Source organism: Rhizobium sp. KDH_Rht_773_N, assembly GCF_052946295.1.
Map to the genome: position 1 here is coordinate 2,274,982 of NZ_CM129525.1, position 23,270 is coordinate 2,298,251.

Consider the following 23,270-nt stretch of genomic DNA (forward strand, 5'->3'; position numbering starts at 1 on the left):
ACAGGTTTATGGCGTTTTTCGACTACAGTGCCGGCGCGGGGCTTTACCCATGCAAGACGATCAAGAGGAAAAGCCGCCTCCGCTACAAAAGGTTCGATTCCGCCGCCGAAGCTCTTCGCTTCGCGATCGAGGACATGCCGGTCGCTCTCCTTCGAGGGTCCGTTCTCGAAGTCGAGGAAGCGCGTTTCGATGGCGTGCAGATGCGCAAACTCTACGAAGCCGAGGCATATCCGCTGATGCGCCGGAAGTCGTGAGGCGGCGGTGCCGACGCGATCTGCCTGGCCGCTATGTTTGCATGATCCTTCGAGCGCAGCGGTAGGACCATAGGCGACAATTTTCCATATCTTCTACCCATGCAAGGACTGAACATTGAATACGATCACGCTTACACCCGCCCAGATCAGGGGCCTGAAGCTCGCCAAGGAAGGCGACCTGTTTCCGCGGGAGGCAAATAAATGGACACATCGCGATGCCTCCGTCACCTACGCAAAGAACGACCGGTTTCGGGAACGGCCGCAAAAGGTCAGGTTTCTGACGTCGGCGACGTTGGACACGTTGCTGGGGTTCGAGCTGCTGCGCAGTCTCGATTCCGACGGGGGGACGCAAGAGGCCGCCCACGGTATCACCATGGCCGGCAAGATGTGGCTTCTGAAAAACAAGTAACCTATCGAGAGCGCCGGTCCGGCGTTCCGAGTTTTTAAAGCGGAGGAGCGTCATGACCCTTCTATTTCCGAACAGGAGCCGCAGCTTCGACGACGTGCGCCAGGTGGTGCGGTTTCTCGGCTATGACGGCATGTTTGAGGTTCGATTCTTCGTGGAGGTGGCGGCGCTTGCAAAGACGCCGGCCGGCATGTCGGAGACGGATTATCTCAGGGCCTTCGATGCGGCTCGCCCCGATATTCAGGAAGCCGCGACGAGACTTTATCACCCAAGCGCGGAACGACCTATACGCTTACGGCTGCGGATCTGAGCTAGCCTGTGACCTCCGAAGCCGCGCTCGAGGAGGCACTTGCCAGCGATCGGCAGGAGCAGGAATAGCTCGATCGGGATGGGAGGTCTCCGGTCCGTAAGTATTGGTTTACGGCTATCTCAGGCGAAAGTCCGCCTGCGCGCATGCGGCGATGAAGTCATCGCGCATTTCCTCAGACGTGATCAAGCCTTTCAACGCATCGTAGCAACGATGACGTGCTCTCCAGTAAGGAAATCCTGTCTGGATAGCCCGATTATCGCTCAGATATTGAAGAGCATCTTGAGGGCCGCTTATCTTTCGGGTCGGCTCATCTCCAACGGCGACATAAACCGGCACTTTCCAGCGTATCCTGAATTCAATCCGTATGATGTCCGAATCCACGGTCACTCCATAGTTATCGCCAGTATGGCGCCGTCGGCTCTGGGACGGATTGTGGAACTGCTCATCTTTGAATGCCGCGTCGTTAGGGGCGTCCCTAATTCAGGCACGCCTCCTTGACCGCTCTATCGAAAGAGGCGCGGGCTTCCTGGGGCGTCTGGCGCCCGTCCAGGGCCGCCAATATCGCCATATGTGCCAGCGCAAATTTCGCCCCTTTCACATGCGGCCAGTGATTCATCATGAAGCGATGCGCCTCCAAAGGACCGATGATCGAAGCATTCCCGATCTTGACCGGCGGCATCCATCGTACGGTCGACAGCATGTTCTGACCCTCGGCCGGCTGAATTGAACCACCCTCGTTCTCTGAAGATGCGAGCGCGGCAGGCTCAGCACGCTTACGAGACAGCGAAGGAGAATCCTCCGGTGAGATCGTGGCGGATCGAATGCGATCGATAAGAGTGATTTCTCGCAGGTGATTTGCGCCTGCGACAGCTTTCAGGTCAGTCGTGGCATAACGGGCACGCTTCAGGACGCCACGTAAAATATGGCTGTCGTTGGAAGGGCGACTGGCATCATGGGCTCTCACCATAGCCATCCCTCCGCCAACATGGACATGACGAGGGCAAAGCTCAGGCCTGCCATTATCTTGGGGGCGACGATATCGTAGAAATTGTACAGAAAATGCCGGGGCATGGAAGACATGTCGTCCTCCTCGATTGGGGCTAGGGCACTTTGGCCGCCCTTACGGCAACGCCCGTATCAGTTGCTGCCGATAGTGGATGATGAAGGGTAATTAAGTCTTAACAAAGACCCACCTGGCCGTTTCTCTGGCGAATATTGAGCCAATGTTAGATTTCCACGGATTATCGTCGCGATGGTACTCGGGAAATAGGTTTCAACGGATCAAGCGGTCCACCGACAAAGAAAACCCGCCATTTCTGGCGGGTCCATGTTCCGACCGGAAGGCAGAGCCGGTCAGCTCTTGCCGCCATTTCTGCGGCTCTTGTCCAGCTTGCCTTTCGCCGATGATGTCTTGGCATCGTAGCCCTGGCCGAAATTCGTGCCGCCGAGATGCCCGCCACCGCTGGTATTGGCGATCTGGCGTTCCGCCCTCTTCAACTGCTGCTGTGCGTCGGTCTTTTTCATGAAAATCGCTTTCGTGAGAGAAAAATAAAAGGCCGGGTGAGAACCCGACCTTCTCCGAAGCTTCTACGATCTGTGCCAGTACATCCGTGGTCAAGGACCGGAAGCCTGATGGATTAGGCAGCCTGAAGGTTTTCGGCCGCGCTTTTGCCCGAACGCTTGTCCGCCACGAGGTCGTATGTGACCTTCTGACCTTCGCTAAGGTAGGTCATGCCCGCGCGCTCGACGGCGGAGATGTGAACGAATACGTCCTTGGAGCCGTCGGACGGCTGAATGAAGCCGAAGCCTTTTGCCGTGTTGAAGAATTTGACGATACCACTGTTCATGCCGATTTCCTTTCAATCGTAAGCGTTCGCAACCGGCCGATTGCCGGATGCGGTCATCATCGAGTTTGAGAGGGAACAGCTCGGGCACCCGTGGTGCGAAAACATAGCTCAACAAGCAAAGTCGATGGGATACCTATAGGCTTCAACTGTGGTGAGAACAAGGTGTATGGGCAATTAATTAAGGTTGTATCCGGAGATTGATGTCGCAACCTGACAGCACGGCCGCCTTGGCGGCACCCCGGAACGAGACCAGCTTGTTGCTCCGTTCGTCCCAGAGCACGAGCCTGACGCATTGCAGGCTCTGCCAAAGAGTTATGCGGCCGATATCCCCGAGCTCGGGATGGTCACGCAGTACCTCCGGTAGCCTGTAATAGGGAATCCTGCTCGACAGGTGATGGACGTGGTGAACGCCGATGTTGCCGGTGATCCACCGGAGCACCGGCGGCAGGTCGTAATGGGAGGCGCCATGAAGTGCGGCCTCGGGAAACTGCCATTCCCCGGTCTTCGACCAATGCGTCCCCTCGAACTGGTGCTGAACGTAGAACAACCATACCCCGGCCGCCCCCGCGATGAGCACGACCGGCAGATGAATCAAAAGGAATGGAACGAGGCCGACGGTCCAGATCATCAGGGCGGTCAAAATTGTGATCGCCAGGTTCGTAGCCATGGTGGATATCCATGGCATGGCCCCGAAGCCCATCATGCCAAAAGGCAGGCGCTGCTTGAGGAGAAAAAGCCATGCGGGTCCGATGCCGAACATCACGAGCGGGTGCCGGTAGAGCCGATAGGCAAGCCGTCTCGCCCAGGAAAGGGAATAATATTCGGCGATGGTCAGTGTGGTGATGTCGCCGACGCCCCGCTCGTCGAGGTTTCCTGCAGTGGCATGGTGACCGGCATGCGCCCGCCGCCAGTAATCATAGGGCGTCAGGGTCAGCACGCCGATGATACGCCCGGTCCAGTTGTCGAAACGCCGGCGGCCGAAGAACGAGCCATGCCCGCAGTCATGCTGGATCATGAAGAGGCGCAGCAGAAAGGCGGCGGCCGGCAAGACGAGGATCAGCCCCAGCCAAAAACCCTGGATAACGGAGATATAGGCTCCGGCCCAGAAGGCTGCGAAAGGCAAAATCGTCACGAGAAGCTCAAAAACGCTCCGCCCGGAATGCGGCTGCCGATATTTCGAGAGGATCTTCAGCCAGGCCCCGGCATCGTCTCCGGTAGGTTCGATAGTCGAATAGGCGTGGGCGGTCATCGAGTTCCACTCGTTTTAGGCCCTCGACGTGAGCGCCACCGAAGCGGGTTGTCCTGCCGCTCCCAGGCACGTATTTCGGCCGTCAGCCCTGACGGGCCTTTCGGGCCGCGTAGCGGCGGTCGCGTTCGGCCTTGCGCGCGGCTTCGTCGGCCACGACGCGGGAAATGCGATCGTTGATCTCCAGTTGCCGCGCTTCCGCAGCAGCTCTCTCATCCGCTTCCGCAGCCGCCGTCAGCGCAGCCGCTTCGATCAGGATGCGCTCGTTTTCCGCGGCCTTCAGGGCGTCGCGTTCGGCACGGCGAGCCTCCCTCGCTGCTGCGATGGTCTCGCGTGCGGCACGCCGTTCCTGCATAGCGGGGTCGCCCAGTTTCGGCGCGGACGCAAATTTCGCCAAAAGCTCGCGTTTGGCATCTGCCGAGGTTTTGCGGCGTTCCGCAAAGCTGTTGTCACCTGGGTGTCTCAATCGTGTCTTCCTCGTCAACAGGCCGTCAAAGGCCGGTATACAGGCCCGCCGGAGTTCGCGCGGATATCCGCGCCGGCCATGCCGTTAACGGAAAAGGCCAGACAATCGCCTGGCCTTTGCAAACTTTTGCCGTCATGCCGGTACATCCGCGGTCACGACGAGCCAAAGCTTTAGGCGGCCTGCAACTGGCCGGCGGACATCTTGCCCGACTTGTGGTCGCGTTCCAGCTCGAAACCGAGCTTCTGGCCCTCGACGATGGAGCGCATGCCCGCACGTTCGACGGCAGAGATGTGAACGAAGACGTCGGCGCTGCCGTCGTCAGGCTGGATGAAGCCGAAGCCCTTGGTTGCGTTGAACCATTTAACTGTGCCAGTGGTCATAACGAACCCTTTCATAGCAACATTGATCTGTCCACCGGGCGACGCACGGCGGATGTTTCGACTTTTGAGAGGGAAAATTCGTCAAGAGGCGCGAGGCGCAGCCAAAACAAAATATCGGCAAACAAAGTATCGATAGTTTTCAGATACACCATGCCAGCATGACAGTCAACTTGTTGTTTCGGGATTGGCCATTTTGCTACTGTAGGTATACATAGGCGGAGCGCATCTATCTGGCAGCCCTGGTAATTAGCATCAGGCGTGTTCACGGCTGACAGGGGTATGCACTATCTCCACGGAAGCATTGAAAGTTGGAGCGATCGTGTTTTGTCCTGTCTTGAGGCATTGCGAGCATGGCAATGGCACGCGACAGCCGGATTCTGAACGGAACATCGAAGGATGCTATCTCTTCGGGTTGCGATATCCGCTCATCCAGATGTAGATGCGCTCCGGTGTCTCGTCGCCGAGATACGGGCAAGCGCGCATGTTTCTTCCGAGCGCGGCCGCATCCTGCCCCTCCTCGAATATCGTCTTTCGCTGGTCTGTGGTCAGGATCATGGACTAGAACCAACGACGGATGCGGGTGTTCCCAGCTTTTCCCGAAAGCAAAGAAGGGAGGCCGGACCTATTGCGACGTTACCCCGGCCTCGTCTCCGTCCGTGCCGCTGTGTCAGCTTGCGGACCCTTCGCCTTGCGGCATGGATACAGATAGCGCAGGTGGGGACAATGGTTAGTAGTCGTCCCAATACCGAAGGATGCTGACCAAGGCCTGGATCAGAAGCGTGCCTTGGATTCATGGAACCGCTCAAATCCGGCGACACTTGGCTTACAACATTGCGTGCGGCTTTTTTTGCTTCTTCGTCTTCCGGATCGTTGGACATCAACTTGCTCCGAGTGATGATCCCTTCAACTTCTTTTCGGATCTTTTGCCGGAAACTGGCCTCTCTATCGTCACTGAGGTAATTCGTGTGAATTTCGATTGAATTGAGCGTGGAACTGCAGATGCGGGCCGACGACCGTGAAAGAGCCACATTACCTCCGTATGGAAGATGTGTTGAGCGTTTCTTTGACAGCAATGGTAGAGAGCCGCCGGATTCTTTCCTCACTGAAATTCACTGAACGCTGCCACCCCCCACCGCTCGACGCGTGGGTCGGCGTGATTTCCTGCCCGCATATAGCTACCATTGCAGGTCCGTGCTGCAGCGTCCCGCCTCTCTAGCGTGGACCACACAGCCTGCCGCCGACTGACCTGATCCGCGGGAAATAGCGAGCAAATCGAGAGGTGACGGCGCCTCCCCCTTTTGAACCTTACAGGAGCAGGCCGCGATGGCCTCGAAATCTTTCCATGAACAACAAGCGCCTCCACCCAAGCTATTCCGATAGGGTAGTCGAGAAGCTGCCTGCACGCCCGGCCCCCCGCAATGACAGGGATTTTTACGAACATTACCTCGCACTCGCTCTAGAGAAAGCGTCAGCCGGTGATCGGATCGAGGCTGAAAACTATTATCAGCACGCCGAACACTATTTTCGAAGCGCGGCAGTCCATGGTCCCGCTAAGTCGGCCGATACATAAGCCCAGTATGTGAGGGAGAAACGAACGCGCGAGGCAGACAATGGAACCTCTACTATTTTGTCCTGTTTTTCATAGCGATGATGCGGTTGATTCTTGGCGCGTGGGTATTCCGCATCATGTGGAGGAAAGCTCAAGATCACCGCACCTTCCGGCGCGGGTAAAAAGTAAGAGAGGCGTGCGAGCAAAAGAGGTCCCGCATCGGCATCGGGGTGCCGGACAATCCGATACAAATGGAGAAAGCCAATGAGCCACACCAGCACCCGTACGGTCACGTTTCAGAAACCTTTCCTGCTTCCGGGAATGGAGGCTCCACATGCTGCCGGTAGTTTCGAGCTTCAGACTGAGGAGGAGCCAATCGACGTGATGTGGGAGGCCTATCACCGAAGGCTCACGATCATGCTCACGTCGGCGGGACGTGTAGAGGCGTGGCCGGTCAGCGAGATCGATCTGAAAAACGCACTTGCGGCGGACCAGGGGCCAGACACCCACGGTGGTCAGCTGTGAGTCGCATGTTGCAGCGGGAAATCTCGTAGTGATTGACCCCATATGACAAAGCTTACGGTTCGACATCGCACGACCTACAGCTATCGCCGGGAAGTGGAGCTTGCGCCGCATCGCCTGATGCTTCGGCCTCGAGAGGGTAGGGATTTACGTCTGCTAATCCACGAGATATCGACGGCGCCGAGCTCGGAGGTAAGCTGGTCGACGGATGTCTTCGGCAATGCCGTCGCCGCAGCTGCCTTTCGAACACCCGCCGACATGTTGGTCATCGACAGCTTCGCCGAGGTAGATTTGACCGCACCGGCGTGGCCGATCTTCAATATTGCCGCCTCCGGCGCAACTTATCCGTTTCGTTATTCCGAAGACGAGTGGACGGATCTCGGCGCCCTCGCAGTCAGACAATATCCGGACCCGTTCGACAGGCTTGAAATATGGGCGCGGGGTTTTGTTGCGGGCAGTTCGACCGATACACTTTCGCTTCTCCTGGACTTGAATGCCGGCATCTCGCTGTGGATCTCCTATCAGAGCCGCGATGACGAAGGCACGCAGTCGCCGGGGGAGACGCTCGACCGGGGGTGGGGCTCGTGCCGGGATCTTGCGGTTCTTTTCGCTGAAGCTTCGCGATGCCTGGGTTTTGGCGCCCGCATCGTTTCCGGCTATCTATTCAATCCCGTCGGGGGCCTTGAAGGCTCGCCGGATAGGGGCTCGACGCATGCCTGGGCAGAGGTCTTCGTCCCGGGCGCTGGCTGGATTCCCTTCGACCCCACCAACCGAAAAATGGGCGGCGAGAACCTTATTCCTGTCGCGATCAGCCGGGATATCAGCCAGGTAGTGCCGGTGGCAGGAAGTTTTGTCGGTCCGTCGGATGCCTTCGCATCCATGCAGGTGGACGTCGAAGTGCTTTCCGGCAACGTCTCAGACATGAGCCAAGCGAAGAATGGCAACCACCAGACCATCGCGGGCGAATGATTCTTCAATCCCAACACGAGGAGAATGCCTATGGCACAAGAACCCACTGAATTTGCGGTAAGCGCCAACGGCGACCGATGGTTCCTCGAGCGTGCCTGGTCAGCGGGCGAGGATATCGTTATCCACCGCGCCAACCCTGCCTCCGGCGGTACGGAAACCAGGATGGCTGTCTCAAGCTTTCTTCACGTCACCGGTGATCGTCCCGAGGGTAGGGCTCTTCGCGAAGCTCTGCATGAAATGAATTCTCTTGATGAGCAGTCGGAAAGCGAAACCCCCGTCGAAGCTAAGTCTCGAAACCGCTCCCCCTGGTCGAAGCCGGGCGATGGTACCGTGTGAGCAGAGCGTCGCGCTGCATCGGCTCAGGCTCCGTAACCATCAGGGATGTCGCAATGCAGCCTGAAATATGCTGACGGGATCGCCTGAACCGGCTTCTTCGTTCGCGGCACAGACAGTCCGGCGCAGCTATCTCGGTCGCATCTCAGATTCGGCGCAAGCGGCGAGGAAATCTTCGCGCATGTCCTCCGCCGTGATCTCGTTCCGGAGGGCTGCGTGACAGCGCCTTCTCGCTCGGCTGTAGCAAGGGCCATATTGATGGGTGATGTTCTCAGTCAAATAGCGCAGAGCGTCGCGAGGGCCGCGAACTTCCACCTTCGGACGGCCCGCCAGCTCTATGACCACTGGCAGATGCCAAAATGTGGAAAAGGCGATCGGAATCACCGGGGTCGTCATCATCTGAATCTGCCGGCGTTTCTGAGCAAGTCGATCTCTTTGGCGATCGGTCCCAGCAGTTTCCTCAGGCGATTTTCTTCCATCTTATCAAGGCGAAATCGCTGCGCAAACTCGCTGACGTACCAGATCTTTTCTTTTCCAGGTCGGCCGATTTTGCCTGGAGGAATGGGATATTGCATAACGAGATCCTTTTGGCACGAAATGCATTCACCGGAAATGTTCCAGATCAAGGGTGATTGTGCTGTTACGGGTTGCTGCATAGGCCGCCTTTGCGACCTTCAGAATTCGGGGCCGGAGCGCATCGAAGGAAGCGAGATAATCGTCTTCGCTCGCGGTTCGCTGCGACAACGCGCCAGCGAGCACTTCCGCGGGCACATAAAAGTGAACCTCGAACATGCCATCATGCCCGAGGAAGCGGACCCGCCTATGTGCTTCATCATAACTGCGTGCCGAGTTCGGAAAGGAGAGTGGCACTAACGACCTCCCTCATTCTGCCATCGATCGATGGCTGCGCTTTTCGGTGAACTTTCAGGTCGTGGATCGGAAGCAAGCCCAATATCTCGATGTTCCAGGGCGAAGAGCAAGGTTTCCCTCGTTCGGTTTCCATTCCGGAATTCCGAATTCAAGAAGACTAAGGCTTCACGTTTGGCGTCTGAGCTGGCTTCGACCGCAACACCTCTGAAGCCCGCAGTTCTCAAGACATCCCTGAGCATCGCTACGTTGACGGGGTCGATGTATTCCGGCGACGGGTTGGAAGACATGTCGTCCTCCTTTGTTGGGGCGGGGGGAACACCCTCGATGGCAGCGCCCGTGAAACGAGCTGCCATTACTAATACATCTCGTGCATCGATCGCCCGATTACAAGTCGAATAGAAAAAAATCCGCAGGATGTGACCCGTTGAGTACAGTGAAACTTGTCAGGGGAATTAATTTTAAACCTGCCTAAATGTGCTAATTAAAAGAATGCGCCTTGCAGTTTTCTGGCACAGACACATATCTATTAAATGAATGGTGAGCTTCATTCGTGTAATTAAGCGTTGTCGTATCCATATTTATGATTCTTTTTCTTAAAGAATCTGGCGGCGTTTGCCTGATCGAAGCCCAGAACCTGGCCCGATTACGTGAACCTTCGGGCGATCCGATGCCCAAAGGAAGGCTACTCCGATCTCAGATCGTTCCGATCTTAGCGGTAGATCAAGGAGGCCTCATCATGACATTCGAGCACACGAGCATGCGGGTCGTCCGCAAACCGTGGGGCGGCCACGACCTGACACCTTGGGACCTCAGCGGCAACCACGAAGCTGTAGTCGGCGAACTCAGGTTTGATCGAAGCGAGGCCCAAGCGCCCGATCCCGCCTTGCTTCTCAAACTGCTCTTTACGAAGCAGATGCTGTCGATCCAGGTTCACCCGGACGATGCCTTCGCGCAATCGACAGGCATGGCCAACGGGAAGACGGAGGCATGGTACGTGCTGTCGGCGGAATCCGGTGCCAAAGTTGCTGTGGGGTTGACGCGGACGGTGACTCAGGCGGAGTTGCGGACTGCGATCGCCGACGGTTCGATTTCTGATCTTGTGCAATGGCGAGACGCTGCGGCCGGCGATGTATTTTTCGTTCCGGCCGGAACCATCCACGCCATCGGCGCCGGTCTCGTCATCGCCGAAATCCAGCAGAGAAGCGACGCTACATTTCGTCTTTTTGACCCCGGGCGTGCGCGCGAGCTGCATGTGGACCAAGCCGTCGCAGTGGCCGATCTGGGGCCGGCGGAAACGGAGGCAGCCCCCATACGTCTTACGCATGCAAGGACGCAACTTGTATCTTGTGCCTTCTTCACCCTTGAGCGGATCGACCTTTCTCCAAATGCGAACTGGGAGCTGCTGGCCAACCGTGAGACCTGGGCTCTGGTCATCGCCGGTGATGCAAATGTCGGACCGATGCATGCCGGTGTCGGCGATGCGTTTTTTGCCGACGCAGATCGAGTTGCCATAAAAGTCGGGACAAATGGCCTGACGGCTTTGCTCGCTTACGCCGGCAGTGCGCCCGAGCCGGGCCTGCTCCGCGATCTCGATGCTTGGGACAGAGATCGTCCGGCCCCCCAGGATATTGTCGAGGCACTCATTCATCATGAAAAGCCGGCAAACTTGCCGTACCGCTCGACGGAGGGGCAATCATGACCAGGTTCAAGAATATCGCGTTCATCGGCAACTCGCTCCCCCGACGCTGCGGCATAGCGACGTTTACCACCGATCTGCAGCATGCCGTTTCAAATTCACCCGCAAGGATGGGGACGGCGATCGTGGCAATGACCGACCATGGCCGCGCCTATGATTATCCCCCCAGCGTCTGGCTTGAGATCCCAGATGAAAGGCTCGACGATTATATCCGCGCAGCGGAAGCCCTGAATGCCGGTCGGTTCGACGTCGTCTGCCTCCAGCACGAGTTTGGAATTTTTGGAGGCGAAGCGGGAAGCCATATCCTCACACTTCTCTCGCGGCTCGATATGCCGGTCGTGACGACGCTTCACACGGTTCTTGCCGAGCCCAACCCGGCGCAACGCAAAGTCCTGGCACGAATTGTCGAGAGTTCAGCGAAGATCGTCGTCATGGCAGAGAAGGGGCGTGCGCTCCTGCGTGAGGTATACAGGGTTCCGGCTGAGAAGATCGAGGTGATCCCCCATGGGATTCCGGATATTGCCTTCAGTGAGCCGGCTGTCGCAAAGGCAAAGCTCGGGTTCGAGGGCCGGTCCGTCATCCTGACCTTCGGCCTGCTCTCACCCAACAAGGGCGTCGAAGTCATGATCGATGCGATGCCCCGGATATTGGAAAGCCGGCCCGACGCCGTCTATGTCGTGCTTGGTGCGACCCATCCCAATCTCGTCCTTCGTGAGGGTGAAGCATATCGCGAAAGCCTGATCGCGCACGTGCGGGATCTCGGGATCGAAAAACATGTAGTGTTCCTCGATCAATTCGTCGACCAGGCAACGCTCCTGGACTTCATTTCCATGTGCGACGTCTACACCACGCCCTATTTGAATGAGGCGCAGATGACGTCGGGCACGCTGGCCTATAGTTTTGGCCTCGGAAAAGCGGTCGTTTCGACCCCTTATTGGCACGCTCGCGAACTTTTGGCCGGCGGACGCGGCATTCTCGTACCTTTCGGTGATGCGAAAGCCATCGGTAACGAGATCGCCGGATTGCTGACCGACGATGCAAGGCGGGACGCCATGCGTATGCGCGCTTACGCCAGCAGTCGGTCGATGACGTGGCAAAGGACGGCGGAGCGTTATCTCGCTGTCTTCGAGGAAGCGGCGCAACGCAGGCCTCTCCCCAATGCGCTGTTGCCGGGAAGTCGGAACGCACCCACGCGTAAACCTGCCGGCCCGCCGGAGCCGCAGTTCACCTATTTTCTCTCCATGTGCGACGACACCGGACTGTTCCAGCATGCCGTCCACTCGGTGCCGGATCGCTCACATGGTTATTGCGTCGATGACAATGCGCGCGCCCTGATCCTGGCGAGCGCTCTCAACGCAGCAGGCGAAACGCCCCTGCCGGAGCCATTGACAACGCGCTTCGCCTCCTTCGTGCAGCACGCCTGGAATCCCGACGAGAAACACTTTCGCAACTTCATGGGCTTCGACCGGCGTTGGCTCGAAGACAAGGGCTCCGAGGATAGCCATGGCCGGACGCTTTGGGCGCTTGGAGAATGCGCCCGAAGCGATAGCGATCCGTCCCGGCGGACCTGGGCTGCCACCTTGTTTTCCGAAGCCGTGCCAACCACCGAAGGCTTTCGCTCGCCGCGCGCCTGGGCCTTCACGTTGCTCGGACTGGACGGATATTGCGAGGCTTCTGAGGAGGACGTCTTTGCCCAACGCATGCGGCGGCTTTTCGCGGATCGTTTGATGGATCTCCTTGTTCGTGTGGAGACGGAGGATTGGATCTGGTTCGAGGAGGGTCTTTCTTATGACAATGCACGTCTGCCTCAGGCGCTCATCCTCGCCGGGCTTGCCACTGAAACTCCTGCCTATACCGCCGCGGGGCTGAAAACTCTACGTTGGCTCATGACCTTACAAACCGCTCCCCGCGGTCATTTCAGAGCCATCGGCACGGACAGTTTCAGCGATAGACGAATGCCGCCGCAAGGATTCGACCAACAGCCTCTGGAGGCGGCAGCAACCATCTCCGCCTGTCTTGCTGCGTGGCGTGCCGATCATAGTGCCGAATGGAGGGCCGACGCAGCAAGCGCATTTGCCTGGTTCCTGGGCGCCAACGATCTGTCGTTGCCGCTCGTCGATCTCGATACGGGAAGCTGCCGGGACGGGCTGCACCGCGCGCGTGTCAATGAGAACAGAGGCGGTGAATCCGTTGTGTCCTATCTTTTGGGCCTCATCGAGCTTCGCCAACTTTCACGCTTAAGCGACAAGCCGGCAGCGCTCACTCCGCTTCGCGCCCTGGGTGCCTGAAGCTTCTTTAAATCCCGCGGGATAAACCGAGGTTACTTTGTCACAAGCCACTTTTCTGAACCGCCAAGCCCTTTTCCTGCGGCCTGACTCCACGCGCGTCGTGGTACGGCCGTTCAAGCCTGCGGTTGAACCGCGGGATTTCAATCCGACGGACAAGACCCGGGCGAATCATATTGTCGACCGGGTCCTGGCGCTGGATTCAGAGACGGCGGAAAGCCTGCTCGCGGAGGTGCTGGAAAATTTTGAGGGGCGCCACCGAAACCTGCTCGCGACGTTTGAAAATCGGGCACGCGAGATGGAGGAGGCATTCGCGGCTCATGTCGAGTTTTCGAAGGTGCAACGTCAACTCATAGGCGCTTATTTCCTCCACGAATATTCCTTTGAGGCGTCGGCACTCTTCAACCCCAGTATCGTCATGCATCCGGATCAATCAGGCGCGCCGCAGGGAAGCCGGCGTTTTATCCTCAGCCTGCGCGCGGTGGGGGAGGGACATGTATCCTCCTTAACGTTCCGCACCGGGTTGATTGCCGCGGATGGAAGCGTGGAGATCGAGCCGACCGCGCGGTTGGCGTCCACTCCAACCTTGCACACACGGATATCGGACCCGCTTGGGGAGCCTATCGAAATAAGCTTCAGCTCGCAGCAGCACATCAGCGAGCGGGTGATTTTTCCCATCACACCAGCGCAATCGAACGGTATCGAGGATGCCCGCTTCGTGGAATTCCAGGACAATGGACAGAGCACTTTCTACGCGACCTACACCGCCTATAGTGGCAAGGCGATCCGCTCCGAATTGCTCGAAACCAGCGATTTCATATCTTTTCGCATGACCCCGCTGAAGGGTACCGCGTCGAGAAACAAGGGAATGGCGCTCTTTCCGCACAAAATCGATGACCGCTACGCCATGATCGGGCGACAGGACAACGAGAACCTCTATCTCATTTATTCCGATGATCTTTACACCTGGGACGGAGGAGAATTGATCCTGCGGCCTAAATTTCCATGGGAGTTCGTTCAGATGGGAAATTGTGGATCGCCGATCGAGCTCGACCAGGGATGGCTGTTGCTGACCCACGGGGTCGGCCCGGTCCGCCGATATGCGATCGGTGCGGCTCTTCTCGATAAAAAAGATCCATCCAAGGTTCTCGCTCGCTCGAAGGAGCCGCTGGTCCGACCGGAGCCCTCCGAGCGGGAAGGATACGTGCCGAACGTCGTCTATACCTGCGGCGCGATGCGCCACAACGACCAGATCGTCCTGCCCTATGCGGTCTGCGACACGTTTTCGAATTTCTCGACGATCAAGATTTCGGACCTTCTCAAGACGCTCGATAGCTGAGGTTTGGAAGTTGGCCCGCCGGGGCGCCACGAGTGGGTTCGACAGTCGATGTCGAGCGGGGGGATGGAAGGATCTCAATGCGCCGTCACATCACATAGTCGGACAAATTGAACGGAAATCTCCTGGTCTCGGCTTTTGCCTGACGTTTTGACTGATGACGGCTCAGCTGAATTTCATGCGTATTCACCATAGGCGGCGAAAAGCACGCGTGATTTTTCCGGATCATCGCGATGGCGGAGTGCCTTGTTACAGGCCTCGACCGCCATCCAATAGAGATCACCCGATCGACATTCAAAGTTCTCATGAAGGTATCGAAGAGCCTCGGCCGGGCCATATATGGCTATCTTCGAAACCATCATGATTCACGAAGACAGGAAGTTGCCATTCAATCGAGAAGCCAATTTTGATGACTGAACCCACGGCCCGTCCCATAGATAGCCGCGAAACTCTGCGACTACCTGTACCACGTGGACATTTGATCCCGCCTCGAGCTTGGAGGTGCAATTAAGTAAGCTCGTTTATTGGTGGAGCCCTTCCACTGCCAACTGAACCGCGGATCTGGCTTGGTTCGCCGGTAATCTTCCTTCATGTACCGCACGGCAAGTGTGCCAAGCATGGCGCCAACTGCCCCTATGTTGATTTGGCTCGTGCAGTAGCCAGTTCATTGCCTCTTCAGCCGAGGTAAGGGTAATCCGAAGGCCAGCCTTCTCCAGGATGAGCGGCTTTTTCCAGCGTGTTGCTAGCATAATCCATCTCCTTGGCGGATGGTTGTCGACGCGGCCTATTTTTCTTCCAATCACTAAACATCAAGGCGTAATGACGGGGAAGTGGAAATAAGACCGGGGTAATTGAGTAGCTCTTGTATTGGTCAATTCTGCGGCCATGCGTTCCCATAATGGTGAGAGGATCGTGCGATCTGGCCCGATCCTCTCGTGCCGCCAGCTCCCTGGCAAGCCAGCAACATGAAGTGCCGCCCGCGCAGCGTGTGCATCACTGCCTTATTCTGGGTTTGGTAGCGATCTCGACCACTCGCAAGAGCCATCTCTTCGGAAGCTCAACGACCTGCATATGGCCCAGCCTCACAAAATCCGCTCCGCGAACATTCAAGAATTCTTAGTTCACGATGCGGACTACAGAACGAGATTGCGCGTCGATGATCAGGCGATGTTGATTGACCACAACATATTGATAACGCGTGTTGCCGGGCACGGGCTTAAGGATAATTTCACTGGGAACGACCTGCCCAACGCTGATTTCTCCCTGAATCATCACCGGATTTGAGGGCAGAGCTTGGCGGCTTACAAAATCAATAACTTCTTCCGGCGGGCGTTCGGTGGCGGAATGGTTGCTAGTAGAATGGGTTTGTTGGGCCAGGGACGTGCTGGCGAGCAGTAGGATTGCGGCCGACACTGGCGCAAACTTGGTCATAATTCTTTTCTCTCGTTTCTGATCATCATAACGACATACCCCGGCCTCAGAGGCATTTTCTTTCTGGACCGGCGCCGCATTATGAAGATGCTCACACTAACCATGTAGATATTACCAAATATCAGTCACACTATTCGCTAGCTTACAACCATGTTTTAATAGAGGCGCAATGGATTCTAAATTTTAATTTTATTCTCAGGTGAAAGGGCGTACAGTTTTATTTATTGAATAACCCAGATTGTGATGCTTCCTCGCTTCCGCGAATACTTCCACCGAGATAAGGGGAGGGGCTTCGGGCCTCATCATCATAAAAATTCCTAAAACCCTCTAGGCAAAGGGAGAGGCATGAAATTTCGCGTCCAAATCCACTACAACTTCAAAGGTCGCTGTCTTAGCGAGCCGATGGAGGTCCATGCCGACAGCCACGAAGACGCCGCCAGGCAGGTTACGATCGGCCCTGTGCGCAAGTTCGGTAGCAGAGAGGATGTTGCCGCCAAAGTCTGGTCTCAAGGAGATCCGCTTACCCAGACCTTCTACCATTTCCCTGGTGGCCAACTCATGGACTTGAAGTAGAAACCCGCAGAGGATTGTTTCAGAATCGTCATGACGTGCATCAAGCTGAGTAAGCCAGTTTAAACGCCGAAACATATGCGCCAACAGCCAAAGCGTAGGCAAGCTTCATAACTGGCCGGGTTACGTCATTTGAATCGCAGCGGCCGGCATCTCGGAAAGCGCTGAAGACCGATTTTGTGGCGGATGGTGGAAGCGTCCCGAATGACGGGACGCAATGAAGGGCAGCGTCAGGCGGAGAGGGCGGTGCTGCAGCCTGCGGCGATACGACTGTCCGGTGACGTCTGCCCCGGCATTGTCGCCCAGCCGCCGGCTTCGATAAACTGGCGCTTCTTGTAGCTATCGGAAAGTGCCTTGAACTCGATGAGTTTTGAAGCTGCATCCGGTGCAGTGTTGAAACGCTCGACGCATACGGCGGACGCGAGCTCTCCCCGCGCAATCTCGCCCGCGGCCTCAGCCGCTGTGCGGGAGGTGCCGCCAGTCACCCAGCCGCCCCAAGTGAAGCCGACGATCATCGTTGCGGCTGCGGTCATGATGCAGGCCCAAACAAGGAGCGTCTTAGACGGCTGGTAGTTATCGAAACGCTGGAAGATCGATGCCTTGCTACTGCTTTGCATAGCCATTGGAATTCTCCTGTCGATTGTTGTTGGGTTCCGCCGCCCGGGAACTTCCGGCCGTACGGCTCAGGCACTGTCCTCAGTATCCCGTGCTGCCGTTGCCGGCCGCCAAGATGGAATCTTTTGCTGGGATGTCGGCAATCATCGCCTCGGCGGTGATCAGAAGCGCTGCGATCGAGCCGGCGTCCTGCAAAGCAGTCCGGACCACCTTGGCGGGGTCGACGATGCCGGCCTTGATCATATCGACGTAGGTTTCTGTCTGTGCGTCGAAGCCCTGGTTGTGATCCTCGCCGTCAGTGAGTTTTCCGATGACGATCGAACCCTCTACACCGGCATTGTCGGCGATCTGCCGGATTGGGGCTTCGAGCGCTCTGAGCACGATCGAAATCCCCGCCGTCACATCGGCGTTCTCGCCGGCCAGCCCGGTCAGGACCGCCTTCGCCCGTAGCAGGGCCACGCCGCCGCCCGGGACAATACCTTCTTCCACGGCCGCACGAGTGGCGTTCAGGGCATCGTCGATACGATCCTTCTTTTCCTTGACCTCGATCTCGGTCGAGCCGCCGACGCGGATCACTGCAACGCCGCCCGCGAGCTTCGCCAGCCGTTCCTGCAGCTTTTCCTTGTCGTAGTCGGAGGTTGTCTCTTCGATCTGAGCCTTGATCTGGCCGATGCGCGCGGCGATGTCGTGTTTTTCACCCGCGCCGTCGATGATCGTCGTGGTTTCTTTGTCTATCAGCACACGCTTGGCGCGACCGAGCATATCGATCGTGACATTCTCCAGCCTGATGCCGAGATCCTCGGAGATCGTCTGACCGGCCGTCAGAGCGGCGATGTCTTCCAGCATGGCCTTGCGGCGGTCGCCGAAGCCGGGAGCCTTGACTGCGGCGACCTTCAGGCCACCCCGCAGCTTGTTGACGACCAATGTGGCCAGAGCCTCGCCTTCGACGTCCTCGGAGACGATCAGCAGCGGATAGCCGCTCTGCACCACGGCCTCGAGGATCGGCAGCATCGCCTGCAGGTTGCCGAGCTTCTTCTCATGGATGAGGATATAGGGGTCCTCCAGTTCCACGCGCATCTTCTCGGCATTGGTCACGAAATAGGGCGAAAGATAACCGCGGTCGAATTGCATGCCCTCGACAACATCGAGTTCGGTCTCGGCCGTCCTGGCCTCTTCGACCGTGATGACACCTTCGTTGCCGACCTTGTCCATAGCCTTGGCGATCATCTCGCCTACGGTCGCGTCGCCATTGGCGGCGATCGTGCCGACCTGTGCGATCTCGCTCGATGAACTGACCTTCGTGGCGCGTGCCTTGATTTCCGTGAGCGCGGCCGCAACGCCGAGGTCGATGCCGCGCTTCAAGTCCATCGGGTTCATCCCGGCCGCAACCAGCTTGGCGCCTTCGCGGAAGATGGAGGCTGCAAGCACTGTCGCGGTCGTGGTGCCGTCTCCGGCAAGGTCGTTGGTCTTGGAGGCGACTTCGCGCACCATCTGCGCGCCCATGTTCTCGAACTTGTCGGTAAGCTCGATCTCCTTGGCGACCGAGACGCCGTCCTTGGTGATGCGCGGCGCGCCATAGGACTTGTCGATGACGACATTGCGGCCCTTTGGGCCGAGCGTCACCTTGACGGCATTGTTGAGCAACTCGACGCCGCGAAGCAGGCGGTCGCGGGCGTCGGTAGAGAAGATGATTTCCTTGGCAGACATGATGTCGGGTCCAGTTCGGTCTTGAGATTACGGGATCGGGATTCGACCTGTCAGGCCGCCTTTTCGGCGGCCGCTCCGGTCTTCTCGACGATGCCCATGATGTCGGCCTCCTTCATGATCAGAAGGTCTTCGCCGTCGATCCTGACCTCTGTCCCCGACCATTTGCCGAACAGAATGAAATCGCCGGCCTTGACGTCGAGCGCGATGGGCTTGCCACTTTCGTCACGCAGGCTAGGCCCGACGGCGATCACTTCGCCTTCCTGCGGTTTTTCCTTGGCGGTATCGGGAATGATGATCCCGCCCTTGGATGTGAAATCGCCTTCCGCGCGTCTGATGACGACGCGGTCGTGGAGGGGACGGAATGTCATGGGAAATCTTTCTGCGGCCGGCGCATAGGGCGGCTGCACCCATTACATAACACCTCTGGCAATCGATTGATAGGATTGCCAGGAAATATTGTGCGAAGAATGATTTTGGTAAAATGGAAAATATTTATGCCGAGTTCTCATGATAATATAATTGTGAATTATAATCTTGAAGAACGTGGAATTTTATTTCACGATGCTTCATCAGACCTACGTGAATACCAATGGTACTTTATGCCGCCAGCTGCGGTATTTTGTGCTCAATCAATCGCAGGAATCGGGTGTTGCGAGCCCCCGCAACCAATCTCCCCCCTGACCTTGCCCCGTTGAAATAATCCATTTTGAAGTAAGCTCTGGCCCATTGAGAGGACCAGGGAATGAAGCGCAACCGTTTCACAGACGAACAGATCATCGGGATTCTGAAGGAGCACGAGGCTGGCACGCCGGTCTCGGAGCTTTGCCGCAAGCACGGTGTCAGCGATGCCAGCATCTATAAGTGGAAAGCCAAATACGGCGGCATGGACGTGTCCGAGGCCAAGCGGCTGAAGACGCTGGAAGACGAGAACACGAAGCTGAAGCGGCTTTTGGCGGATGCGATGCTCGACAATGTTGCTTTGAAAGACCTTTTGGGAAAGAAGTGGTGACGCCCGCAGCAAAGCGGAAAGCTGTCGCGCATATGATGGGTTACCACGAGATGAGCGAACGGCGGGCGTGTAAAGCCATCGGCTTTTGCCGGATGACGATCCGTTACGAAACCAGGCGCAGCGATGACTATGACCTTCGCGAGCGGATGAAGGCGCTGGCGCATGAACGCCGCCGCTTTGGATATCGACGCCTTCATGTGCTGCTCAGGCGCGAGGGTCACCTTGTGAACCACAAGCGGCTCTTCCGGCTCTATCGGGAGGAGAAGCTGACGGTGCGCAAGCGCGGTGGCCGCAAGCGAGCGATCGGCACACGCGCACCGATGCTGATCCCGCTTGCCCTCAATGATCGTTGGTCGCTGGACTTCGTCTCGGATCAACTCACTGACGGACGCAGGTTCCGAGTGCTTACGGTCGTGGACGATTGCACCAGGGAGTGCCTGGCACTCATCGCCGATACCTCACTTTCCGGTCTGCGGGTTGCCCGTGAGCTTGGCCGGATCATCGAGGCGCGTGGCAAGCCAAAGATGATCGTCAGCGACAATGGCAGCGAGTTCACCAGCGACGCGATCCTGCAATGGACGGACCGGACCAAGGTGGAATGGTACTACATCGCGCCCGGCAAGCCGATCCAGAACGCCTTCATCGAAAGCTTCAATGGGCGGCTGCGAGATGAGCTCTTGAATGAGACCCTCTTCTCGTCACTGACGTACGCTCGATCAGCGCTTTCAAACTGGCGCAGCGATTACAACGATCATCGACCGCATTCCGGCCTCGGCTGGCTGACACCTGCCGAGTTCGCTCAGACCATCAACCCGCGACGTGATGCGGTGCTGCGCAGCCGCAATGGCTCCGCACCGCAACCCGCCGCTACCGCCCCGAACACAGCAACCCAGAACCGCCGGAGCGAACTCAAAACCGGATAAAACTTGGGGGCAAGGTCACCCCCAACCCACTCAAAACCCCGCCACAGCGCCTTTTGGCCTTCTCAGACCCGGAACCCCCAGCCCGCGCCACAAAACGACAGTTCTGCCACAAATCAACCCGCCTTCAGTTCCCGGGTTCCTTTTGGCCGTGAACCACACACCCGTTCCCACGCAATCACCAAGCCGTCAGCGACCGCCGGCCGTCACAATCGCAAAGCTCGCAAAGTGAAGCAGTGCCATGCTCCCCAGTACAAGGATCGCAAGGCCATAGCCTCCCGTCACGTCGTGCAGGTAGCCAGCCAGGACAGGGCCTGCCGCCATGCCGGCGCCGGAGGCAAATCGGCAGAGGCCAAGCAGGCCGGCGAGCGAGGACAGGCTCACGATCAATCGCGCGCCATTGGCAAGAAGCACCTGTTGCCCGCCGAAGCCGATCCCGAGCATCAGCGGGTAGATCAGGAGCATGGTGTTGCTGTCGGCCGCGACGACGAGGATGAGAGTGGCGAAAGTGACAGCGGCGGCTATGGCTGCCAACAGCATCACCCGGTTCGGACCCCAGAGGTCGCAGAACCAGCCGGAGAGCAGGCGCCAGAGGAAGACGACGAGGCCGGCGACGGCGGCCAGCCACACGGCGGATTCCTCGCCGATATCCCGTTCGTCGAAAAGGGCAATCTGCTGTGTCAGCAGGCCATGGTAGACGGCCGAGCCGCAGAAATAGCTGATGATCAGAGCAGCGAGAACATAGAAGGGCAGGGCCGGCAAACCCGAACGGCCGGCCTGCGGCTTCGGGGCGGCCTTTACGCGGTCGAGGACGAACAGGTGCAGCGGCACGCTGACAAGGACGATGACGACACCGAGAGCAAGATAGGCGCCGCGCCAGCCGAAGGCCTGGATGATCCAGTGGATGACGGGTATGCCGAGGAAGGCGGCGAGGCCCGAGCCGGCATCGGCGAAAGACATTGCGGTTGCGGGGCGTTGCCTGAAACGGCCGGCCAATACGGCGAAGATGGCGTAGGAACTGGTGCAATGCGTGCCGAGCCCGGCAAGCACGCCGAAGATCAGCCAGAACTGCGCCAGGCTGCCGACGGTCGCAGTCAGCGCGTAGGCGATACCGAGAAGAAGGGCGGCACCCGCCAGGAGGATGCGGCTGTCGTGCCGGCCGAGCAGGCGGCCGAAGAAGGGAGCGGTAACGGCGTTGACCAGGGCGAAGACGCCGTAAGCTCCCGAGATTGCGCCTCGCGACCAGTGGAATTCAGCCTCCAGCGCCACGAGAAAAAGGCCGAAGGAATTCCAGACCAATCCCGAAACGATCATGAGCAGGAATGCGGCGGCGAGGCGTATTCGCTTCGCCAGCCGCACCTGCGTCCTGCGCGCGGAGACCTCCATCCGGCGCGTTGTCCAGGCCGCATCCATCCGTTCAGTTGACCCGGTAGCGGGAGACCATGTCCCAGTTCAGTTCAACGCCGAAGCCGGGGCCTTGAGGAACCTGGATGATGCCGTTCTTCGGGTTTGGCCGGTTGGCAATGAGGCCGGCCCAGATCGGATCGCGCACCGGTTCGAAGCATTCGACGCAGACGCCGTTCGGGATCGCGGCGATCATGTGCATGGCGATCTGCGATTCCTCGTGGTGGCCGACCCGTAGGTCGTAAAGCGCACACATGGCGGCGGCGCGGCGCCATTCGGTGATGCCGCCAGCCTCGGAGGCGTCGAAATTGACGATATCGACAGCATCGGCGGCGATCAGCCGGCGAACGCCGGCCGCGCTCACCTCGCTCTGGCCGGCATCGACCGGAATGGAGGTGGCGCGGCGAACCTGCGCCATCATGCGGGCATCGTCATACCAGTGGCAGGGCTCCTCGAACCAGGCGATGTTGTATTTCTCGATAAGGCGGGCGAACTTGACGGCCTCGTCGACCGGCCAGCCTCTGTTGGCGTCGACGGCAATCCAGAAATCGTCGCCTGCACCTTTTCGCGCGGCTTCGACACGCTTTGCGTCTTCCTCGGCGGAGAGGCCGCCGACCTTGACCTTGCAGCCGGCTAGGCCGGCCTCGCGCAGGCGCTCCATCTCCTTGCCGAGATCGGAAAGCGTCTTGCCTTCCTCGTAATAGCCGCCGATGCAGATGATCGGGATTTCCTGGCGATAGCCGCCAAGCAGCCGGCAGACATTGACGCCGGTCGCCTTGCCGATCAGATCCCAGATGGCGCTGTCCATACAGGCGATCGCTTCCATAACCAGTTTGCGGTCGCGGTTCCACTCGGCAGCCTTGAACATCTTCTTCCACAGCCGTTCGACGGCGAAGATCTCCTCGCCGATCAGCATGGGCACGAGTTCTTTCTCGATGATTTCGACGACGTCGCGCATATGGTCGCGATTGTCGCCGTTGTAGATCTCGCTGATGAGGCCGCTATCGGTCTCCATGCGGGTGATGATGGTGCAACGTTTGGTGACGTTGTATTTGCTGCCGCCGAAATTGCGGGCGAGCGGGATCTCGACGGCGATGACCGTCACGTTCTTGATCTTCATAATGTCCTCCGGGTGTCTGAAGAGG

At 58.1% G+C, this 23,270-nt stretch carries 30 protein-coding genes and 1 pseudogene; 11 read left to right on the top strand and 20 right to left on the bottom strand.

Annotation, left to right across the window (positions count from 1 at the left end):
• Positions 1-8 precede the first annotated feature (8 nt).
• The 3 genes and pseudogenes from ACU8HS_RS11400 (at position 9) to ACU8HS_RS11410 (ending at position 975) form a co-directional block, all read left to right on the top strand.
• Positions 9-254 (top strand): hypothetical protein, encoded by a 246-nt coding sequence (locus ACU8HS_RS11400; RefSeq protein ID WP_117196162.1) that lies wholly within the window; start codon positions 9-11, stop codon positions 252-254.
• A 115-nt stretch (positions 255-369) separates the two neighbouring features.
• The gene (locus ACU8HS_RS11405) at positions 370-663 is read left to right on the top strand and encodes a hypothetical protein (RefSeq protein ID WP_112759652.1); all 294 of its coding nucleotides are present in this window, start codon (positions 370-372) and stop codon (positions 661-663) included.
• Between the two features lie 52 nt (positions 664-715).
• Positions 716-975 (top strand): annotated as a pseudogene (locus ACU8HS_RS11410) (DUF1488 domain-containing protein).
• 109 nt (positions 976-1,084) lie between these two features.
• On the opposite strand, the gene ACU8HS_RS11415 reads toward ACU8HS_RS11410, so the two are convergent.
• The 8 genes from ACU8HS_RS11415 to ACU8HS_RS11450 all read right to left on the bottom strand — a co-directional run bounded on the left by ACU8HS_RS11415 (position 1,085) and on the right by ACU8HS_RS11450 (position 5,464).
• Positions 1,085-1,351, bottom strand: a complete 267-nt coding sequence (locus ACU8HS_RS11415; protein WP_162703070.1) for a DUF982 domain-containing protein — start codon at positions 1,349-1,351, stop codon at positions 1,085-1,087.
• Between the two features lie 94 nt (positions 1,352-1,445).
• Positions 1,446-1,937, bottom strand: coding sequence for a DUF982 domain-containing protein (locus tag ACU8HS_RS11420; protein ID WP_205421288.1), 492 nt, complete (start codon positions 1,935-1,937; stop codon positions 1,446-1,448).
• Positions 1,938-2,323: 386 nt separating this feature from the next.
• Positions 2,324-2,494, bottom strand: coding sequence for a hypothetical protein (locus tag ACU8HS_RS11425; protein ID WP_162895133.1), 171 nt, complete (start codon positions 2,492-2,494; stop codon positions 2,324-2,326).
• Between the two features lie 113 nt (positions 2,495-2,607).
• A complete protein-coding gene (locus ACU8HS_RS11430; RefSeq protein WP_112759261.1) occupies positions 2,608-2,817 on the bottom strand; it encodes a cold-shock protein in 210 nt (69 codons plus the stop codon).
• Between the two features lie 178 nt (positions 2,818-2,995).
• The gene (locus tag ACU8HS_RS11435; RefSeq protein ID WP_117196160.1) at positions 2,996-4,066 is read right to left on the bottom strand and encodes a fatty acid desaturase; all 1,071 of its coding nucleotides are present in this window, start codon (positions 4,064-4,066) and stop codon (positions 2,996-2,998) included.
• 82 nt (positions 4,067-4,148) lie between these two features.
• The gene (locus ACU8HS_RS11440) at positions 4,149-4,529 is read right to left on the bottom strand and encodes a DUF6481 family protein (protein ID WP_117196159.1); all 381 of its coding nucleotides are present in this window, start codon (positions 4,527-4,529) and stop codon (positions 4,149-4,151) included.
• A 170-nt stretch (positions 4,530-4,699) separates the two neighbouring features.
• Positions 4,700-4,909 (bottom strand): cold-shock protein, encoded by a 210-nt coding sequence (locus ACU8HS_RS11445; RefSeq protein ID WP_112759266.1) that lies wholly within the window; start codon positions 4,907-4,909, stop codon positions 4,700-4,702.
• A gap of 399 nt (positions 4,910-5,308) precedes the next feature.
• Positions 5,309-5,464 (bottom strand): Rmf/CrpP family protein, encoded by a 156-nt coding sequence (locus ACU8HS_RS11450; RefSeq protein ID WP_162703028.1) that lies wholly within the window; start codon positions 5,462-5,464, stop codon positions 5,309-5,311.
• 787 nt (positions 5,465-6,251) lie between these two features.
• Here ACU8HS_RS11450 and ACU8HS_RS11455 point away from each other — a divergent pair.
• From ACU8HS_RS11455 to ACU8HS_RS11470, 4 genes are all read left to right on the top strand, one after another.
• A complete protein-coding gene (locus tag ACU8HS_RS11455) occupies positions 6,252-6,479 on the top strand; it encodes a DUF4167 domain-containing protein (protein WP_117196158.1) in 228 nt (75 codons plus the stop codon).
• 243 nt (positions 6,480-6,722) lie between these two features.
• Positions 6,723-6,983 carry a hypothetical protein gene (locus tag ACU8HS_RS11460; protein WP_112759257.1) on the top strand — a complete coding sequence of 87 codons (261 nt, stop codon included), beginning with the start codon at positions 6,723-6,725 and terminating at the stop codon, positions 6,981-6,983.
• A 42-nt stretch (positions 6,984-7,025) separates the two neighbouring features.
• The gene (locus ACU8HS_RS11465) at positions 7,026-7,949 is read left to right on the top strand and encodes a transglutaminase family protein (RefSeq protein WP_117196157.1); all 924 of its coding nucleotides are present in this window, start codon (positions 7,026-7,028) and stop codon (positions 7,947-7,949) included.
• Positions 7,950-7,979: 30 nt separating this feature from the next.
• Entirely contained in the window at positions 7,980-8,285 is a 306-nt protein-coding gene (locus tag ACU8HS_RS11470) for a hypothetical protein (protein ID WP_447014440.1), read from the top strand.
• Between the two features lie 126 nt (positions 8,286-8,411).
• On the opposite strand, the gene ACU8HS_RS11475 is transcribed toward ACU8HS_RS11470, so the two are convergent.
• The 4 genes from ACU8HS_RS11475 to ACU8HS_RS11490 are packed head-to-tail and all read right to left on the bottom strand — an operon-like array spanning position 8,412 to position 9,439.
• Positions 8,412-8,681 (bottom strand): DUF982 domain-containing protein, encoded by a 270-nt coding sequence (locus ACU8HS_RS11475; RefSeq protein WP_117196439.1) that lies wholly within the window; start codon positions 8,679-8,681, stop codon positions 8,412-8,414.
• Positions 8,678-8,857: a hypothetical protein gene (locus ACU8HS_RS11480; RefSeq protein ID WP_112759253.1), complete on the bottom strand. Its 180-nt coding sequence runs from the start codon at positions 8,855-8,857 to the stop codon at positions 8,678-8,680. The genes ACU8HS_RS11475 and ACU8HS_RS11480 overlap by 4 nt, the downstream gene beginning before the upstream one ends.
• A 28-nt stretch (positions 8,858-8,885) precedes the next feature.
• Positions 8,886-9,152, bottom strand: a complete 267-nt coding sequence (locus tag ACU8HS_RS11485; protein WP_112759252.1) for a DUF1488 family protein — start codon at positions 9,150-9,152, stop codon at positions 8,886-8,888.
• Positions 9,152-9,439, bottom strand: coding sequence for a hypothetical protein (locus ACU8HS_RS11490; RefSeq protein ID WP_162895180.1), 288 nt, complete (start codon positions 9,437-9,439; stop codon positions 9,152-9,154). The genes ACU8HS_RS11485 and ACU8HS_RS11490 overlap by 1 nt, the downstream gene beginning before the upstream one ends.
• A gap of 293 nt (positions 9,440-9,732) precedes the next feature.
• On the opposite strand from ACU8HS_RS11490, the gene ACU8HS_RS11495 reads away from it, so the two are divergent.
• Genes ACU8HS_RS11495 through ACU8HS_RS11505 form a run of 3 tightly spaced genes read left to right on the top strand, consistent with a single transcriptional unit; the run spans position 9,733 to position 14,472 of the window.
• On the top strand, positions 9,733-10,851 hold the full coding sequence (locus ACU8HS_RS11495) for a class I mannose-6-phosphate isomerase (RefSeq protein ID WP_447014441.1): 1,119 nt from the start codon (positions 9,733-9,735) through the stop codon (positions 10,849-10,851).
• Positions 10,848-13,136, top strand: coding sequence for a glycosyltransferase family 4 protein (locus ACU8HS_RS11500; protein ID WP_447014442.1), 2,289 nt, complete (start codon positions 10,848-10,850; stop codon positions 13,134-13,136). Before ACU8HS_RS11495 ends, ACU8HS_RS11500 begins: the two co-directional genes overlap by 4 nt.
• A gap of 37 nt (positions 13,137-13,173) precedes the next feature.
• Positions 13,174-14,472, top strand: a complete 1,299-nt coding sequence (locus ACU8HS_RS11505) for a glycoside hydrolase family 130 protein (RefSeq protein ID WP_112759249.1) — start codon at positions 13,174-13,176, stop codon at positions 14,470-14,472.
• A gap of 173 nt (positions 14,473-14,645) precedes the next feature.
• Here ACU8HS_RS11505 and ACU8HS_RS11510 read toward each other — a convergent pair whose 3' ends face one another.
• The 6 genes from ACU8HS_RS11510 to ACU8HS_RS11535 form a co-directional block, all read right to left on the bottom strand.
• The gene (locus tag ACU8HS_RS11510; RefSeq protein WP_447014443.1) at positions 14,646-14,831 is read right to left on the bottom strand and encodes a DUF982 domain-containing protein; all 186 of its coding nucleotides are present in this window, start codon (positions 14,829-14,831) and stop codon (positions 14,646-14,648) included.
• 159 nt (positions 14,832-14,990) lie between these two features.
• Positions 14,991-15,218: a DUF982 domain-containing protein gene (locus tag ACU8HS_RS11515; RefSeq protein ID WP_112759247.1), complete on the bottom strand. Its 228-nt coding sequence runs from the start codon at positions 15,216-15,218 to the stop codon at positions 14,991-14,993.
• A 367-nt stretch (positions 15,219-15,585) separates the two neighbouring features.
• On the bottom strand, positions 15,586-15,900 hold the full coding sequence (locus tag ACU8HS_RS11520; protein ID WP_112759246.1) for a DUF1236 domain-containing protein: 315 nt from the start codon (positions 15,898-15,900) through the stop codon (positions 15,586-15,588).
• 800 nt (positions 15,901-16,700) lie between these two features.
• Positions 16,701-17,093 carry a hypothetical protein gene (locus ACU8HS_RS11525; RefSeq protein ID WP_117196434.1) on the bottom strand — a complete coding sequence of 131 codons (393 nt, stop codon included), beginning with the start codon at positions 17,091-17,093 and terminating at the stop codon, positions 16,701-16,703.
• Between the two features lie 73 nt (positions 17,094-17,166).
• Positions 17,167-18,792, bottom strand: coding sequence for a chaperonin GroEL (gene groL / locus ACU8HS_RS11530; protein WP_447014444.1), 1,626 nt, complete (start codon positions 18,790-18,792; stop codon positions 17,167-17,169).
• Between the two features lie 50 nt (positions 18,793-18,842).
• Positions 18,843-19,160: a co-chaperone GroES gene (locus ACU8HS_RS11535; protein ID WP_447014445.1), complete on the bottom strand. Its 318-nt coding sequence runs from the start codon at positions 19,158-19,160 to the stop codon at positions 18,843-18,845.
• Between the two features lie 374 nt (positions 19,161-19,534).
• Between ACU8HS_RS11535 and ACU8HS_RS11540 the strand changes: the two genes are divergently transcribed.
• A protein-coding gene (locus ACU8HS_RS11540) for an IS3 family transposase (protein ID WP_447014446.1) occupies positions 19,535-20,724 on the top strand; the annotation gives its coding sequence in 2 pieces (ribosomal slippage) (positions 19,535-19,784 and positions 19,784-20,724; 1,191 coding nt in all).
• Positions 20,725-20,910: 186 nt separating this feature from the next.
• On the opposite strand, the gene ACU8HS_RS11545 is transcribed toward ACU8HS_RS11540, so the two are convergent.
• A complete protein-coding gene (locus ACU8HS_RS11545; RefSeq protein ID WP_162758002.1) occupies positions 20,911-22,107 on the bottom strand; it encodes an MFS transporter in 1,197 nt (398 codons plus the stop codon).
• Positions 22,108-22,138: 31 nt separating this feature from the next.
• Positions 22,139-23,245, bottom strand: a complete 1,107-nt coding sequence (locus tag ACU8HS_RS11550; protein ID WP_447014447.1) for a mandelate racemase/muconate lactonizing enzyme family protein — start codon at positions 23,243-23,245, stop codon at positions 22,139-22,141.
• Positions 23,246-23,270 lie beyond the last annotated feature (25 nt).